The sequence below is a fragment of the Chania multitudinisentens RB-25 genome (assembly GCF_000520015.2).
GTDB classification, from domain to species: Bacteria; Pseudomonadota; Gammaproteobacteria; order Enterobacterales; family Enterobacteriaceae; genus Chania; species Chania multitudinisentens.
Genome location: NZ_CP007044.2, coordinates 2,603,910 through 2,621,506 on the forward strand (window position 1 = coordinate 2,603,910; position 17,597 = coordinate 2,621,506).

The 17,597-nt window shown below is 48.4% G+C and carries 15 protein-coding genes; 5 read left to right on the forward strand and 10 right to left on the reverse strand.

Features of this window, described 5'->3' with window-relative positions; translation table 11 throughout:
* Positions 1-5: 5 nt before the first annotated feature.
* From Z042_RS11475 to cysZ, 8 genes are all read right to left on the reverse strand, one after another.
* Complete coding sequence (locus Z042_RS11475) at positions 6-596, reverse strand: fimbrial protein (protein WP_024912580.1); 591 nt, start codon at positions 594-596, stop codon at positions 6-8.
* Positions 571-1,287, reverse strand: a complete 717-nt coding sequence (locus Z042_RS11480; protein ID WP_024912579.1) for a fimbrial biogenesis chaperone — start codon at positions 1,285-1,287, stop codon at positions 571-573. The genes Z042_RS11475 and Z042_RS11480 overlap by 26 nt, the downstream gene beginning before the upstream one ends.
* 56 nt (positions 1,288-1,343) lie before the next feature.
* The gene (locus Z042_RS11485; RefSeq protein WP_236849248.1) at positions 1,344-1,901 is read right to left on the reverse strand and encodes a fimbrial protein; all 558 of its coding nucleotides are present in this window, start codon (positions 1,899-1,901) and stop codon (positions 1,344-1,346) included.
* A 1,035-nt stretch (positions 1,902-2,936) separates the two neighbouring features.
* Entirely contained in the window at positions 2,937-3,446 is a 510-nt protein-coding gene (gene crr / locus Z042_RS11490; RefSeq protein ID WP_004936467.1) for a PTS glucose transporter subunit IIA, read from the reverse strand.
* 51 nt (positions 3,447-3,497) lie between these two features.
* Positions 3,498-5,225 carry a phosphoenolpyruvate-protein phosphotransferase PtsI gene (ptsI, locus tag Z042_RS11495; RefSeq protein ID WP_024912577.1) on the reverse strand — a complete coding sequence of 576 codons (1,728 nt, stop codon included), beginning with the start codon at positions 5,223-5,225 and terminating at the stop codon, positions 3,498-3,500.
* Positions 5,226-5,271: 46 nt separating this feature from the next.
* Entirely contained in the window at positions 5,272-5,529 is a 258-nt protein-coding gene (ptsH, locus tag Z042_RS11500; protein WP_024912576.1) for a phosphocarrier protein Hpr, read from the reverse strand.
* 400 nt (positions 5,530-5,929) lie between these two features.
* Positions 5,930-6,898 (reverse strand): cysteine synthase A, encoded by a 969-nt coding sequence (cysK, locus tag Z042_RS11505; RefSeq protein WP_024912575.1) that lies wholly within the window; start codon positions 6,896-6,898, stop codon positions 5,930-5,932.
* A gap of 307 nt (positions 6,899-7,205) precedes the next feature.
* Positions 7,206-7,967, reverse strand: coding sequence for a sulfate transporter CysZ (gene cysZ, locus Z042_RS11510; protein WP_024912574.1), 762 nt, complete (start codon positions 7,965-7,967; stop codon positions 7,206-7,208).
* 222 nt (positions 7,968-8,189) lie between these two features.
* Between cysZ and zipA the strand changes: the two genes are divergently transcribed.
* From zipA to Z042_RS11525, 3 genes are all read left to right on the forward strand, one after another.
* On the forward strand, positions 8,190-9,155 hold the full coding sequence (gene zipA / locus Z042_RS11515; RefSeq protein WP_024912573.1) for a cell division protein ZipA: 966 nt from the start codon (positions 8,190-8,192) through the stop codon (positions 9,153-9,155).
* 80 nt (positions 9,156-9,235) lie between these two features.
* Positions 9,236-11,257, forward strand: a complete 2,022-nt coding sequence (gene ligA, locus Z042_RS11520; RefSeq protein ID WP_024912572.1) for an NAD-dependent DNA ligase LigA — start codon at positions 9,236-9,238, stop codon at positions 11,255-11,257.
* Positions 11,257-11,472, forward strand: coding sequence for a DUF3820 family protein (locus tag Z042_RS11525; protein ID WP_024912571.1), 216 nt, complete (start codon positions 11,257-11,259; stop codon positions 11,470-11,472). Before ligA ends, Z042_RS11525 begins: the two co-directional genes overlap by 1 nt.
* 3 nt (positions 11,473-11,475) lie before the next feature.
* Here Z042_RS11525 and Z042_RS11530 read toward each other — a convergent pair whose 3' ends face one another.
* The gene (locus Z042_RS11530) at positions 11,476-12,033 is read right to left on the reverse strand and encodes a nucleotidyltransferase family protein (protein WP_024912570.1); all 558 of its coding nucleotides are present in this window, start codon (positions 12,031-12,033) and stop codon (positions 11,476-11,478) included.
* A 184-nt stretch (positions 12,034-12,217) separates the two neighbouring features.
* Between Z042_RS11530 and Z042_RS11535 the strand changes: the two genes are divergently transcribed.
* A complete protein-coding gene (locus Z042_RS11535; RefSeq protein WP_024912569.1) occupies positions 12,218-13,816 on the forward strand; it encodes an ABC transporter substrate-binding protein in 1,599 nt (532 codons plus the stop codon).
* Between the two features lie 87 nt (positions 13,817-13,903).
* Here the strand turns inward: Z042_RS11535 and Z042_RS11540 are convergent, their stop codons facing one another.
* Complete coding sequence (locus tag Z042_RS11540) at positions 13,904-15,178, reverse strand: tetratricopeptide repeat protein (RefSeq protein WP_024912568.1); 1,275 nt, start codon at positions 15,176-15,178, stop codon at positions 13,904-13,906.
* 1,140 nt (positions 15,179-16,318) lie between these two features.
* On the opposite strand from Z042_RS11540, the gene Z042_RS24535 reads away from it, so the two are divergent.
* Positions 16,319-16,924, forward strand: coding sequence for a helix-turn-helix transcriptional regulator (locus tag Z042_RS24535; protein WP_081758446.1), 606 nt, complete (start codon positions 16,319-16,321; stop codon positions 16,922-16,924).
* Positions 16,925-17,597 lie beyond the last annotated feature (673 nt).

A 17,597-nucleotide genomic window follows, 5' to 3' on the forward strand; every position in this document is an offset into this window, starting at 1 on the left:
CGGCCTCAACGGTAAGCCAAATCAAACAGAATACGCGCCGTCAACGAGCCCGGTGTGGGGGGAGTACTGACACATTCCGCGCCACCGCAGCTGATCCCGGCATAAAACATGATGTTTTGATCGAGCGGATTGACACCCATTCCAGCCAAGGGGATATCATCACCGTTTTTAACTTCCGTACTGCTATAGCTAGGCGGAGCATTGGTTTTCACCAGCATGATGCCGACATTAGAGGCGGTTGAGTCACTGCTACGGAATAGCCAGCGGGTATCACGGGTGATCCCGTCTCCACTGACGTTAACTACCGGAGTCAGGCTGGCATCGGTTCCACTGCAATCCTGAACAGTCAGGGTAACGGGTTGTGCTGCCTGCAAGGTTGCAGGAGTCAACTGCGTCAGATGCGTTGAATCCAGCGCCAACGTGCTTTTATCCAGGCTGAAAGTGCAGGTTCCTGGGTTGAGTACGGCGGAGAAATTGATCGTCACTGATGCGGGTGGGGTGACTAGATCAGCTTGAGCTGGCAAGCTTATCAGACCCGACAACGCCAGCATTACCAGCAGAGAAGCACGCTTATGGCAGGTCATGATTGAACTCATTGAGCCCTCCCTCATCATTAATGGTTTTCCAGTGCACTGCACCCTGTGCTTTTGTGGTTGGGTAGGTGTGTTCGCTGAACGGTGCAAGCATCAAGGCGGCTGGCGTATCCAATTTGAGCACCTGCCCACCAACGCTTACGCTGGCAAAACTGACAAAGTAGGGGGAACTATTGGTGATTCTGAGCCCTTCTTTTACCCGCGAAAATTTCAGATTCTGCTGCGCCTCCATTGATGAGAAAGGCAGATTGGCCGGGCGATAGATCAGTTTTATGATATTACCGACCCCAAATTGGGTAGAGCCATATACCCCGGGGCGCTGATTGCTCGAAACAGGGTCTGTACTGGCTGGAATAGCGCTGGCATGAAAATAGAATATCGATTCACGATTTGTCGGCAATATAGCTTGCTGCATAACAATACGTATCTGATTGATACTGCTGGGTTCCAGGCGAAACAGAGAAGGGCGTACCTGAAACGGAGCAGTTTCACTCCCATCCTGGGAACGGCTTATCCTGGCCTGGACTAGATATGGCTGCGTTGTCATGGTATTGCGCACTGTTACGCTGATACTGTCAGCACCCTGCGGGTAAATCAGGCGGGTGGCATTAATGCCAAAGCCACCGACCTGAGCCACAGCAGGTTGTATCAGCACGGTAAGCAACAGTGAAAACAGTGGGAAAATACGGGACATATAACAGTTCCTGAGTCCTGAGAAAGGAGGGGCGATAACCCCTCCCAGGATAAAAATCAGTTGTAGGCAAAGCTGAACAGAACTGGCGCGTTAACGGCACCGATGTTCGCACCGCCAGCGGCGGCAGTAGATGCCAGACCCGCTTGCAGAGTCAGCGTTTTACCGTTGAAGTCAGCTGAGGCTGCTGGTGTGCCAGCAGTCGCCACCAACAGTTTGTCGCCATTGCTGATATAGGAGTTTGGAGTGGCTGCCAGGTTCAGCATAACGCCAGTGTTAGTACCAGTGCTGTTGAAGATATTCGGGTTACCACCCAGAGTTTGGCCAGTTACCACCAGATTAGCGGTATCGCCTGGGCTCAACGGAGTCTGGCAGTTGTTAACACCCACGGTGAATGATTTCTGGCTTGCTACGATTGGTGTGGCTACAGCGGTAAACTGGCTTGGCGTATGGTTGCCCAGATCCAGATTATTGGTGGACAGGCTCACGTCACAAGTTGCAGCCACTACGGTGCCGGTCACAGTAAGCTGGGCGTTAGAAGCAGCCTGAGCCGTACCGGTGGCAGCCAACAGCAGCAGAGCAACAGGAGTCATGGTTGATAAAATCTTACGCATCATATTTCCTTATATATAGATATTAAAAATTCCGGACATCCGGAAAGGGAACGTGGTATAGCAGCTACCACAAACAGCATGAAATTTCGCAAACAAACTAAGGCATTAAAAATATTGCTTTCCAGATTGAGAACAGTCTGGTGGATATGAGAAATCCACTAAGTTGTTTTTTATTTTGTTTTAAAAAAATCCATTTTTAAAAAATAAAAATCCTCTCTGGTTGATAATGCAATAAAATGCCAGTTTATTTTGGCTATATTCGGAAGATGTTTTTATGAGGGTAGGCCAGGCAGAGCACGATTCTTCCACCTTGTATAGGCTAAGTGGTATGAACGCAACGATCCCTGTTTTTCTACTCAATATTTCTTCCTGAAATAGTGTAAAAAAATAATCTCCATTAGGATTTTACTGATTAAATATCATAATGGCTTTCATCTTGAGTGATTAAATATTATGCCTCGCGAGATGGCTTATTTAATATGAGGCTATTATATAGCGGGGTTTTTAATATTAAAATATAATATTTTGTTTCTAGTGATGCATAAAATTTTCATTTAAAAAAATAATTAAAATATAAAAACAAAACGAATTATCTTAATAAAACGATATAAAACTATGTTTTTCGTGCGAAAATCAGTGAGTGAAAAAGAGGGGATTGCTCTCTACCTTGTGAGAATCAGGGCGACTCTACACACCCTGATTTTTATGTGTTTAAACTCAATTTTTTCTCTATTGTGATGTTCATCGTATCTTGAGAGCTGGCTTCGGCTTTCCTATCAACCTGCTCTACATGCCATAAGTTATGATAAAAATGGTTGGCCAGGCCAGCAATGAGAGGAGTATGCGGGCTGTGAGGCCCTTCAATGGTGTTATGAGTAAGGGGGTAGTACCGCTACCGGGCTGCATGAGAGTGTTGGAGCTTACGTGCAGGTAGGATGGGGAGAGTTGACTGGGATAGAAAGAAAAAATGCCAGTCAGGTTTCACTGACTGGCATTCGCACTGTAAGCGCTGTTTTCCTCTTTACAAGGAGGAATGATTTACTTTTTGATGCGGATGATTGGTGTTTCACCAACGGTGACGCTGCCGGAGAGTTTAATCAGCTCTTTGATCTCATCCATATTGGAGATAACCACCGGAGTCAGGGTTGACTTGGCTTTCTCTTCCAGTAATGGCAGGTTGAACTCGATAACGACATCGCCTTTTTTGACTCGCTGGCCCTCTTCAGCAATACGTTTGAAGCCTTCACCCTTCAGCTCAACGGTATCGATACCGAAGTGGACAAACAGCTCAATGCCGCTGTCTGATTCGATAGAAAACGCATGGTTGGTTTCGAAAATTTTACCGATAGTGCCATCAACGGGAGCGACCATTTTGTTACCGGCCGGTTTGATAGCAATACCATCCCCCACGATCTTCTCGGCGAATACTACGTCAGGTACATCTTCGATATTGACGATTTCGCCAGAAAGTGGAGCGACGATCTCGATAGTGCCCGTGTCTTTCTTGTCATCAGAAACCAGAGATTTCAGTTTATCGAACAAACCCATGATCTTCTCCTAAGCATTAAATTGGGCGGCGTGTTCCAGTGTCATGGAAGTTTAGCAGAGTGTCTTTTCTTCGATAAATTTATTCACATAATTCATCAAATCTTGCGCTGTTGGCTGTGCCAAAGCTTGCTCTGCTAACGCCTTCACATCTTCGAAGTTCGTATTACGAATAATTTTCTTGATGCGCGGGATTGAGATCGCACTCATGCTGAACTCATCCAGCCCCATGCCCAATAACAGCAGCGTCGCACGTTCATCACCAGCCAGTTCACCGCACATACCGGTCCACTTGCCTTCCGCATGAGATGCATCAATAACCTGTTTGATCAGGCCAAGCACTGATGGGGACATCGGGTTATAGAGATGAGAAATCAGCTCATTACCGCGATCTACTGCCAGAGTATACTGGGTAAGGTCGTTTGTCCCAATACTAAAGAAGTCGACTTCTTTCGCCAGATGGTGAGCAATGACTGCCGCGGCTGGTGTTTCCACCATTACACCGACTTCAATCGACTCATCGAACGCTTTGCTTTCTGCCCGCAACTGCGCTTTTAGGGTTTCCAGCTCGCCTTTCAGATCGCGCACTTCTTCCACTGAAATGATCATCGGGAACATGATACGCAGTTTGCCAAAGGCAGAGGCGCGCAGAATAGCGCGCAGCTGAGCGTGCAGGATTTCCCGCCGGTCCATCGCGATACGGATCGCGCGCCAGCCAAGGAACGGGTTCTCTTCTTTCGGCAGATTCATATACGGCAGGTCTTTATCACCACCGATATCCATGGTACGGACGATCACTGCCTGTGAGCCCATGGCTTCCGCAACGGCTTTATAAGCCATAAACTGCTCGTCTTCCGTTGGCAGTGAGTCACGGTCCATGAACAGGAATTCGGTACGATACAGGCCAACACCTTCAGCGCCATTGCGCTCCGCACCTGCGACATCACGCACGGTACCGATGTTGGCACAGACTTCAACCTGATGCCCGTCCAGTGTGATTGCTGGCAGGTCTTTCAGTTTGACCAGTTCGTTTTTCTCTGAGGTATACAGATTTTGTGCGGCTTTCAGCTGCTCGATAACATCTGCTGTCGGGTTAACGTAAATCTGGTTGTTAACGGCGTCCAGAATCAGATAATCGTCGTTTTTCACCTGCTTGGTCACATCGCTGGTGCCTACGATGGCAGGCAACTCCAGAGAACGGGCCATGATGGAGGTGTGGGAGGTACGGCCACCCAGATCGGTGATGAAACCCAGAACTTTGTCCAGATTCAACTGCGCAGTTTCTGACGGGGTCAGATCGCTGGCAACCAGGATCACTTCGTCCTGGATAGAGCTCAGGTCGACAATCGCCAAGCCCAAAATATTGCGTAACAGACGCTTACCGATATCGCGCACGTCAGCCGCACGCTCTTTCAGGTATTCGTCATCCAGTTCTTCCAGGGCTTTCGCCTGACCTTCGATCACGGTATAAGCCGCTGCATCGGCAGACGCCAGATCGTCTTTGATGAGGGCTATGATTTCCTGCTCAAGCTCTTCGTCTTCCAGCAGCATGATGTGGCCTTCGAAGATGGCTTCCTTTTCTTCGCCGAAGGTTTCGCCAGCTTTGGTCTTGATCGCTTCCAACTGCTCGGACGCTTTCGCACGGCCTGCCAGAAAACGTGAGATTTCTTGCTCTACTTGGTTTGCAGAGATTTTCTTCCGGTTGATGACAATTTCATCTTCTTTCAGTAGGAGAGCCTTACCAAAAGCGATACCCGGTGATACTAGAATGCCTGAAATCATAACCCTACCTTACTCTTGACTGGTGTTAACTAAAAAGACGGGCCGATTATTCAAGCTCTGCCATCAGTTTTACCAAGTGCTCAACGGCTTTCTGCTCGTCTTCACCCACCGCTTCGATGGTGACTACGGTTCCTTGGGTCAACCCCAGAGTTTGCAGTTTAAACAGGCTTTTGGCGCTTGCGCTTTTACCATTGGAGGTAACAGTAATGTCAGATACGAAGCCTTTGGCTTCTTTAACGAACTGAGCAGCAGGGCGAGTGTGCAGACCATTCGGAGCGGTAATAGTAACTTCTTGCTGGAACATTGATGTTTCCCCAACTTATTGGATTGTTGTGGAGCTAAAGTTTAGCCTAAAGGCGTGATTTTAGCTTATCTGGTTAGCACCTGACTATGTATGGTACAGAGGCAAGCATTGATGCAACACAAAACGACGCTTTAGGCATCCCAGATCAAAAAAATCTGGTTTTTGACGTCATTTTAATCACTCTCTATTATGCCGTGTTTTACGCTTTAGCGACAAACGAGTAAATCGATTCAGCTCAAACGATAAACGAGAAGGGATTAATTTTGCGTAACGAAATAATTGTCCGGTTAAATACTAAAGCCAGCGGTTAAAATCAATCTTTGGTAGGTGCAAACTTTGATCCAGTCCACAAAAAAGCACCTCGAAAGGTGCTTTTTTAGCTTTTCGTGCATTGCTGATGTTATTGCTGCAGTTCCTGTTCCGTGAACAGATCTGCAAACAGCGCGGTGCTCAAATAGCGTTCACCTGAGGAGGGGAGAATAACCACAATTGTCTTATTGGCAAAGGCGCTATCTTCGGAAAGTTTGATTGCTGCCGCAACGGCGGCGCCTGACGAGATCCCCGCCAGAATACCTTCTTCTTCCATCAAACGGCGTGCCATGCTGATGGCTTCGTCGTTGGTGATTTGTACCACGCGATCAATCAGCTCAAGATCCAGGTTGCCAGGGATAAAGCCTGCGCCAATGCCTTGAATCTTGTGTGGGCCGGGTTTGATTTCAAGGCCAGCCAGCGCTTGGCTGATCACCGGTGAGTCGCTGGGCTCAACGGCCACCGTCGTGATGGCCTTGCCTTTGGTTTTCTTGATAAAACGGCTGACGCCGGTCAAGGTGCCGCCTGTACCCACACCGGCAATAAAAACATCGATCTCACCGTCAGTATCAGCCCAGATTTCCGGGCCAGTGGTTTTTTCATGGATTTCCGGGTTGGCCGGGTTACTGAATTGCTGCAACAGGACATAACGATTTGGATCGGTGGCGACGATTTCTTCTGCTTTGGCGATGGCGCCTTTCATGCCTTTCGCGCCTTCGGTTAGCACCAGATTGGCCCCGAGCGCTTTCAACAGCTTACGCCGTTCGATACTCATGGTTTCTGGCATGGTTAACGTGAGCTTATAACCACGCGCGGCTGCCACAAAGGCTAGAGCAATACCGGTGTTGCCGCTGGTGGGTTCAACCAGTTCTTTGCCAGCGCTGAGAATACCGCGTTTTTCGGCGTCCCAGATCATATTGGCGCCGATGCGGCATTTTACGCTGAAACTCGGGTTGCGCGATTCAACCTTGGCGAGAATGCGCCCATTGCCGATACGGTTCAGGCGAACCAGCGGCGTATGGCCGATCGTTAATGAGTTGTCTTCATATATGTTGCTCATAACCCGTCCTTTAACTCTATGAAAATGTAGGGAACATCGAAAGCATACGCTAACCGCCTCAGCAGGGAAGTAAGGAATTGGTATATCTATATGTTATTAGAGAATAAGTTTTATGCCCAATAACAAGGGTGCAGATTGCCCGGTGATAACCGATGCTGGTGTCAAACGCAGGTGCAGGGCCTTACCTTCTGGGCCCTGCAACTGCCGCTCATTGCTGTTTTGTAAACGGGTACTTTATCTACGGTAAAACGGCCTTACGTCGCACAAAAGTGCTGTGTATCAGAGACCGTATTGCGCAGTGACACCGCTAGTGGTGAACAAATTGGGAACGATAACGATCTACCCACATGGCGGTAGCACCGCAAACGGCGACCGGTAAGATCACCAGATTCAGGATAGGAATCATGGTAAACAAACTGACTAAGGCACCAAACTGAAGGTTATCGGTTTTGTGCTGGCGCAACGCACTGCGCATTTCAACAAAGCCGACTTTATGGTTATCAAACGGATAATCGCAGTACTGAATGGCCAGCATCCAAGCGCTGAACAGGAACCACAACACCGGGGCCAGCGTTTGGCCGACGCCTGGCACAAAATAGAGGAGCAGTAATACCAGCGCACGTGGCAGGTAATACATCAATTTACGCCATTCGCGAGCCATGATGCGGGGAAGGTCTTTCGCAATACCCAGAATGCCAACATCCGGTAAGGGTTTACCGGTCAGGCTGCTTTCAAGCTGTTCGGCCAATAAGCCACAAAACGGTGCAGCGATCAGATTAGTGAGGGTACTGAACAGGTAACTGAACACTAATAGCACAGAAATGACCGCCAATGGCCAGAGCAGGTAACTCAACCACTGTAACCAACTGGGCACATAGCTCATCAGGCTGGGGATCCAATCGCCTAGCTGGTTGAACAACCACCAGAAAGCCGATCCCATCAGCAGGATGTTAACCAATAATGGTAAGATGACGTAGCGTTTAATCCCTGGTCGTGAAAGCAGGCGCCATCCTTCGGCAAAATAATGAATACCGTTGGTGGGGTTGGAAGAAGGTCGTGGATAAGACATATCTTAAAGTTATCTCGTTGTCTGGACAGGCTTCCCTATCATATCTGCATGGTTTTCCACTGGCTAGGGTGTTGTTGGCTGAAAAAACAGCAAAAAAACGCTGTATTATCGTCTTTATTGGCATAAAGTTCAGCACGGACTTGCACTTGTGCGTGCGGGCAAATAGAGTTAACAAGTGAATGTTTGCCGTGGTGGCAATGTATTGGAACAACAGAGATAGCAATGATGCAGGATTTGCGTCTGATATTAATCGTTGTTGGCGCGATCGCCATAATAGCGTTGTTATTGCATGGTCTTTGGACCAGCCGTAAAGAGCGCTCGTCGCTTTTTCGCGATCGCCCAGCCAAGCGTTCGAAAAAAGAACGCGAACCTACTCCATTTGATGAGCCTGCTGAAGGCGTTGGGGAGGTGCGGGTGCGTACCTCTCATCTTCAGGACGAACCGTCATTGGGCCATTTTGATGCCGCACGCGAAGAACCTGTTGCGGCACCAAAGCCAGCCCCACGGTCTGTTCATCAACCGGCACCGCTTTCGGAGCGGCCGGATTATGATGACATCCTGCTGGATAACTACGCGCAGGATGAGCAAGATGACGAACCGCAACAGCCACCCGTGCCGCGCCATGAAACGCACGTTGATGATTTGCCGCCGGTAGAAGCGCCGGAACCCGCATTCCATCACGCTGAACCGGTGCGTCAGCCAACGCCGGAGGTGAAACCGGCAGCGCCTGCGCCAGAAGCGGAGCCACTCAAACCGGCGAAACGGAAAGAAACCGTTCTGGTGCTGCATGTGGCGGCGCATCAGGGGAGTGTCATCGGTGGTGAAATCCTGTTGCAGAGCGTATTACAGGCAGGTTTTCAGTTTGGCGAAATGGGGATTTTCCATCGCCATATCAGCCCGGCAGGCAGCGGCCCAGTATTGTTCAGCTTGGCGAATATGGTTAAACCAGGATCGTTTGATCCTGAAATGATGTCCGATTTCTCTACGCCGGGTGTCTCAATGTTCATGATGGTGCCGTCTTACGGGGACGCCAATCAAAACTTCAAGTTGATGCTGCAATCAGCCCAGCGCATCGCCGACGATGTGGGGGGCGTGGTGTTGGATGATGAACGCCGCATGATGACGCCACAGAAGCTGGAAACCTACAAATCACGCATTCGTGAAGTGTTGGAAAACAAGCACGCCTGATCGGACGCAAATCGCACTGAACAGTCTGTCATTTCTAGCCCCCGCCAACCGGGGGCTTTTTATCTTTTGATGGTGAGCCCATGGAATCGATTAACGAAAAAATCAATCAACTACGAATCTCACTGCGCCATCACGAATATCAATATCATGTGCTTGATGCGCCTGAGATCCCGGATGTGGAGTATGATCGTCTGATGCGCGAACTGATCGTTTTGGAGGATGCCCATCCAGAACTGATCACCGCCGACTCACCCACCCAGCGTGTTGGGGCTGCACCCTTGGCAGCGTTCGAGCAGGTGCATCATGAAGTGCCAATGCTTTCTTTGGACAACGTATTCGATGAAGAAGGTTATCTGGCATTTTACAAGCGTGTACAGGATCGCCTGAAAAGCAGTGAACCGTTAACCTTCTGCTGCGAGTTAAAACTGGATGGCCTGGCGGTCAGCCTGCTGTATGAAGAGGGGGAACTGGTACGTGCGGCCACGCGTGGCGATGGTTCCACCGGTGAAAATATTACTTCCAATGTGCGCACCATCCGCGCTATTCCGCTGCGTTTGACCGGGGAAAATATTCCCTCTCGGCTGGAAATACGGGGTGAAGTATTCATGCCGCATGCCGGTTTTGAACAGATGAATGAAGATGCGCGTCGTAAAGACGGTAAGGTGTTTGCCAATCCGCGTAATGCGGCCGCAGGGTCAATTCGTCAGCTCGATCCGCGTATCACCACCAAGCGGCCACTGACGTTCTTCTGTTACGGCGTGGGCCTGCTGGAAGGGGGAGAATTGCCGCGTAGCCACTGGGAACGCCTGATGCAGTTTAAAGCCTGGGGTTTACCGGTGAGCGATCGTGTCAAACGTTGCACCGGCAGCGATGAGGTGCTGGCATTTTATCGCCAGATTGAACAAGAGCGTATCCAACTGGGTTTCGATATCGACGGCGTAGTGGTGAAGATCGACGATATTGATCTGCAAGAAACACTTGGCTTTGTGTCACGAGCGCCGCGTTGGGCAACCGCCTTCAAATTCCCGGCGCAGGAACAGATCACCATTGTGCGCGAAGTCGAGTTCCAGGTAGGGCGTACCGGTGCCATTACTCCGGTTGCCCGGTTGGAGCCGGTGCAGGTGGCCGGTGTGATCGTCAGCAACGCCACTTTGCATAATGCAGATGAGATCGAACGTTTGGGCCTGCGTATTGGCGACACGGTTATTGTGCGCCGTGCTGGTGATGTGATCCCCAAAGTGGTAGGGGTGATAGAAGATCGTCGCCCACAGGATGCGCGCGCAGTGGTGTTCCCGCAGCACTGCCCGGTTTGTGGTTCTGACGTGGAGCGCGTGGAGGGCGAGGCGGTGGCGCGTTGCACTGGTGGGTTGATTTGTGGCGCCCAGCGTAAAGAAGCGCTGCGGCACTTTGTCTCTCGCCGTGCGTTGGATGTTGACGGCATGGGGGAGAAAATCATTGAGCAACTGGTGGACAAAGAATATGTGCAAAACCCGGCCGATCTGTTCCGTCTTTCCGCTGGTATTTTGACCGGGCTCGAACGCATGGGGCCGAAGTCGGCGCAGAACCTGGTTAATGCTTTGGAAACCGCCAAGCAAACCACTTTTGCCCGTTTCCTGTATGCGCTGGGCATCCGTGAAGTGGGGGAAGCCACGGCGGCTAACCTGGCAGCCCACTTTGGTTCGCTGGAGAAACTGCGAGCGGCCGATCTGGAAGCGCTCAAAGAAGTGCAGGATGTGGGGGAAGTGGTGGCGGAGCACGTAGTGAATTTCTTTGCCGAAGAACATAACCAACGGGTGATCGAGGAGCTGATCGGCCCGGATGTGGGTATCCATTGGCCTGCGTCGGTGGCCGTGGTGGTGGAGGAGATAGACAGCCCATTTGCGGGTAAAACCGTGGTGCTGACCGGCTCCCTCAGCCAGCTTTCCCGGGATGAAGCCAAGGATCGTTTGGTGGCATTGGGGGCTAAGGTGAGCGGCAGTGTTTCCAAGAAAACTGACCTGGTGATTGCGGGCGAGGCTGCGGGCTCCAAGCTGGTTAAAGCGCAAGAATTGGGGATCAAAGTGATCGACGAAGCGGAAATGATCCGCCTGCTGGGTGCCTGATGGAAAAAGAGAACCTGATTGAAATCGCCAATACCGTGATGCCGTTTGGCAAATACCAGGGGCGGGTGCTGATCGATTTACCCGAAGAGTACCTGCTGTGGTTTGCCCGTAAAGGCGAGTTCCCTCATGGCAAGCTGGGCATGCTGATGGAAATGACGCTGGCAATTAAGATTGAAGGGCTTGATCATCTGGTCAAGCCGCTCAAGAAAAGCTGAACGCTAGCCACTAAGAGTATTCACCACCTTCAGCCGTGGCCAGCGTTGTAGCCACCGTTTTTGCCTGATGCGCTGTTCGAAAGCGGTAAAGTTATTACTTTTAGCGTTAAAAGTAATGGTATCGTTGAACAATGCCTGCAACCCGAAAGGGGCAATGAGAGTGATACTGTCGTCAGCATTCAGACGAGCACCGACGGCAGTTTCGATTTCCGGCCAATAACTGATGGCATCTTCACTGTTCAGATAAGGTGAGCGGTTGCTGCGCAGGTGCATGCGTGCCTGATTCTTCACTGACCACGGCTGCGTCAGCCATTCCAGCAGCCGGGTTTCCAGTATGGCGTCGTGTTGGGCATCGCTGTTGCGCGGATCAAAATGAATAACATCAATGTCATTCAATGGCGTTGCCACCCTGTAATCATGCCGTTTATCCCACACCAGATTACGTATAAAGCCAGCTCCCAAACACCAATCGTGCAGGCCGAGCCGCCGTGCGGTGGACAAAATCTGCATGCGTTGCGAGTCTTGCCGTAGTGCATCGATAATCTGTTGTTTTGGGTTCATCGCTTCTCCTTTTCTGCCGCTACTGTAACTTGAAATAGGTATTGGTGAAATGAGTGAAACGGCCAATATCGTTTGTTTTTATCATCAGTGAGGCAAGCTGCTATAACTTATGCTTTACATCCCTAACTGTTTGATTTATTGGTATCAGTGCAGTTAATTCTTCGATATGTCATGGGATGAGACAATGCAGAAAAAGATCGTGAAAATAACGCTGGGCCTGCTGGCCGCGGCGGTCATGAGCAGTGCGCAAGCCGCCAGTACGTTGGTTTTCTGTTCAGAAAGTTCGCCGGAAGGCTTCAATCCGCAGTTGTTTACTTCTGGCCCCACGGTGGATGCCAGTTCGGCGGCGATTTATAACCGGCTGGTGGATTTCAAAACCGGTACTGTCGATCTGCAACCCAGCCTGGCGGAACGTTGGGAAGTGAGTGAAGACGGTAAGAATTACACCTTCTACCTGCGCCAAGGGGTGAAATTCCAGAGCAATAAATTCTTCACGCCAACCCGCGATTTCAACGCCGATGATGTGATTTTCTCCTTTATGCGCCAGAAAGACGCGAATCACCCTTATCACAAAGTATCCAACGGCGCTTATACCAACTTTGAGTCGATGGAGTTCGGTTCGCTGATCAACAACATTGTCAAAGTGGACGATCATACCGTCCGTTTTGAGCTTTCACGCGCTGAGGCGCCGTTTGTGGCCGATCTGGGCATGTATTTTGCCACCATTCTGTCTGCGGAGTATGCCGAAGCGATGCTGAAAGCGGGGACACCGCAACGGGTGGACAACGATCCGATTGGCACCGGGCCATTCCAACTGCTGCAATACCAGAAAGACGCCAAGATCCTTTACAAGGCGTTTGATCACTATTGGGAAGGCAAGCCGAAACTTGATCGGCTGGTATTCTCTATCACGCCTGATGCGGCGGTGCGTTACGCTAAATTGCAGAAGAACGAGTGTCAGGTGATGCCGTTCCCGAATCCGGCCGATTTAACACGCATGCGCGAAGATAAAAATATTCAGGTGATGGAGAAATCCGGTTTGAACATTGGTTTCCTGGCGTTTAACACCCAGAAAAAACCATTGGATAACGTGAAAGTACGTCAGGCATTGGCGATGGCGGTGAACCGACCGGCGATCATCGAAGCGGTATTCCACGGCGCGGGTCAGCAGGCAAAAAACCTGTTACCGCCGACCCAGTGGGGCAACAATGCCAGCATTGAAGATTATGCCTATGCGCCAGAGAAGGCGAAACAGCTGCTGCAAGAGGCGGGATTGGAGCAGGGGTTCGCTATCGATTTGTGGGCGATGCCGGTACAGCGGCCTTATAACCCGAATGCTAAGCGGATGGCTGAAATGATCCAGGCAGACTGGGCCAAGCTCGGCGTCCAGGCCAAGATTGTCACTTTTGAATGGGGTGAGTATCTGCAACGGGTGAAAAGTGGCGAGCACCAGACGGCGTTAATGGGCTGGACGACGGCTAATGGCGATCCTGATAACTTCTTCGGCCCATTGTTTACCTGCACCTCTGCCAACGGGGGTTCGAACTCGGCCAAGTGGTGCTATAAACCCTTTGATGAACTGATTGCCAAAGCGCGTGAGGAAAATGATCATGAAAAGCGCCTGGCGATGTATCACCAGGCGCAGGTCATGATGCATGAGCAGATGCCAGCACTGATGATCGCTCATTCCACCATCTTTGAACCGGTGCGCAAAGAGGTGAAAGGCTATGAAATTGATCCGTTTGGCAAGCATATCTTCAAACAGGTAGCGCTAGAGCAATGATGGCTGTGCTCGCGGGCTAACAGATCGGTTGGTCAGCAATCAGGGGCCAATAAAGGTTCCTGATTGCTGAAAACAGCTGGCGATAAATTAATTGATATTACGTAACTGCCATTCTCCGGCGAGAATGCGATCGAGCAGGAAGAAAGGCATCAGTTCGCGCCACTCATGGTTTTTCACCACGGTGGCATATTGGCATAACCTGTTACCCTGTGCATCCAGCACTTCCCACTGTTGCAGTTCACCTTCTTCTTTCTGGCTGGCGATGCCTGCTAACTGATAGCTGGCGTTGCTGCCAACATGGAATTTGTCTGTTTGCCAGCGGATCGGCACATGTGCGGGAAAAGGATGTGCCTGGTGGAAACCGAAGAGATCGTCATGGCTGAGCAAGCTCTGTTTGACGGTGGGCCAAAGATGCTGGCGCAGGAAATATTGATCGACAAAGCGGCGATGGTTGTCTTGCTGGCTCAGATACTCGCGAGTCTGGTTGATGATCGAAGGCAGGTTGGGATTGTGACAGCCTCCCCACATCCCTGCCAACAGCAGCTCGGTATGAGTAAAGTAATCCCGCATGTGGTGATACCAGCAATCGCTTTGCAACCACGCTTCCACCGCAGCTTGTTCCCGTTCTGAGAGTAACGAATCCGCATCGCGGATCAGATAGCGTTTGACGGTTGGGTCATCCAACACCAGAAAGCGCCACATCAACGGTGGGATATTCTGATGCTGCTCACCTTCTACTTTGATCACCTTAGCTCCTGCCTCACGCAGGCGTTGCTGTACATCCTGCGGCACACTGTCGTCCAGATAGAAACGGCAATGCCAGTTGGGAAACAGCGCTTTACTCACCTTGGCGTTCATTACGGCACTTTCGCAGTAACGTACCAGTGAACCGAACAGGGTAAACGCAATGGCGTTTTCTGCCTGGTTATGTGGGTTAAATACCGGGGGCTGCGGTGCTGGTAATGGGTAAGCCGGATAGCTGCTGAATTTTTGATCCCCCTGTTCCAGCGACATCAAGCCGAAACGTCGAACTTCATCCGGGCGGTTCAACCAGCCGCAAACCTCTGCTAATCCATCGATCATAGTGGCAGGGAGGGATTCCAACGGCTGACTTTGCAGCAGTTTTTTATAGGTTTTATAGGCCTTCTCATATTCACCTGTGCGCATTAAGCACAAAGCATAGCTGGACAGCACATCGGTATTGCGTGGTACTAAGCGGAGGGTGGCTTCTGCGATAGCTTTACCCGCCGCATAATCATTGAGAGCGATAGCGTCACGGTATTGTTGTGCAAGAGCGTTGAGACGTTGCTCCTGCTGTACATGGGGTGGAGAGGTCAGGGTGTTTTTCTGAAAAGGACGCATATATAAGCTTGCCTCAAACTGATACATAATCTGAATGTGGGACTTTAGTCCCCATTGAGCCGTTTACCTCTATATCCATTATACTGCAAGTGGCATGTGCGTTGGCTTGGTTATTTGCCTTTGCAGATACTGTCTTTCTGCAACTCGAGTTACTTAGCGTATAAAGCAAAGGGGACTGTTTTCATACGGTTGAAAAAGAACGAGTTAATTAAGAATATCTAAGAATACCAATGCTGGGAAAACCATCAGGCTTTTTATCTATTATTCAGGTAATAGTTATAACGCTGTCATCAGTGCGAAAAAACAACGATATCATGAGTCAGCGGGTGTTGTCATATTCATAACGTTTGCTACTACTCCAGTGTGGATGCGATAAGTGTACTACAGGGGCAGCGTTAGTTTACATAGATTTACAGTATGCAGCCTCTTATTATTATCCTATGCTGAGGGTGTCATTTGTTTCTTTTTTGTTTATCTAGTTAACTATAATGGTTTATAAAGTGAGTGTTACTGGTGGTTTTTTAGCTAGTGAAAAGTTTATCCTGGGCTTATATTGGATTATTGTTTTTTAAGAATGTTCCTGCAAACCAGCATTCTGTCTTATTGGATCTGTGATTGTTGGGTAATTTTCTCATTATTGACTAAGATTTTTCTCATAAATAAACCAATGGGTTACGGTTTTTTAAACGCATGGTCAACGGATTTTGTTTTTTTCTTATTAATTTTCATGTATTATTTTCTTCATAAGATAATCCTTAATGATATTTTTTAAGAATTATCTCACAAAATGTTTGCGTGGAATCTTACTCCTAATTCGTTGAGAAGAGGTAAAATTATTTCGATAATGATAATTAGTGATACCACGGGATTATTAAGTAATTAAATGTAAAGTTTATTAATTTAGCCTTGCTGAGAAAGAAGGGAATAAGTGGCTTTATTCGTTACTGCTTAGCGCACCTTCATAAACGGTATTTATGAGCTATTGCACTGTATTACATGAGTTTTTAATTTCCTGGCAATATTGACTGGGAAGTGTATGCCACAGTGTTGACGAGCCAGGTCTAGCCCACCCTTGCAGTGGTTAGACTCCCTCTGGTTTCAAGTATAAAGGGAATATGGACGTAGTATTAACAGGATTGTATGATGAAAGTTTTATACTTGGGTGAAAAGAATATTGGTAGTTTAGGGATAATCCGTATCATTGAGACCAGTTATCCAGGGTCATCAATTATTCTGAAAGGTGTAGAAGATTGCAGCAATAAAACATTATCAGATCCTTATGATATATGTATTATTGATGGAAAAAAACTCGATACACAGCTGGTTGAAAACTTTAAAAAACTGTTGTTAATGTCTAACGTCCCTGTGCTTATTTTGGTAAAAAAAGAACAATCACTGCATAAGTTCTTCAATCACTTGAGCAACGTGCGCGGGATCATTGAATATGAAAGCGGTGTTGAGTTTTTCCTTAATGCGATAAATATGGTTCTGGCCGGTGGGTATTGTTATTCATGGGATATTTATAACCTGAAAAATGATAATTCAGAATTATTTAATGAAGCCTATTTTGAAGCTGCGGGTTTGACGCGGCGGGAGATGGAGATCCTGAAGATGTACCTGGATGGTGCAACGAATAAAGAAATCTCAATCAAACTGTCACGGAGCCAAAAAACCATTAGTGCACACAAATCTAATATATTGCGTAAAATTGGTACCAAGCGATTACCCGTAAGCCCAACACATTGAGTTACCATTTGGGGGCTATTTTGATACATTCTTAATGTGTTGTAAATTCAGAAGGTTAGGGTGTAGTAACCTCTGAACTGACTGAAATGCTCCATCATACCTATTGATGTTCACAAAATAGGAAAATGTTGGCAATAGCCTATGATCTTCCTCCCATTTAGGGCTGCCTGTGGTGTTCAAGTTAAAGGTTGTTACTGACAAACTTTCAAACTGATCGATTCAATTTCCAATACATCAGGCTTTTTGGTTCTTAGCTTATCTAAAACAACAAATTCTACCTCTCTATTGGCCCATAATTAATGAAAATTGTGCGTGTCAATATAGGCGCACGTATTATTTTTATTCTCTCTTTTTTGTTAAAGGTAACATTCTGCTTTATGCATGATTTTTCATTAAGTATTGCATTGGAACAATCTTATGTTTTTATTAAAAATCCATTGTTAAGAATGGATTATTTATTTAATCCAAGGATTATTTTTTCCTATAGTCGTCTGGTTTCCTTATGCTGATGGATATTAAAAACTCAATAAAATCAAATTGTTATTTTTGATTTTGATTCGGAATTTCTTACTTTTACTTAGCAGGGTGTTTTTGCTGCTTTATACCCCGGATTGGAGGCGTCATTTGCTCGAATAATTGGTGATAAGATGTTCAGTGATTAACTCGTATGACA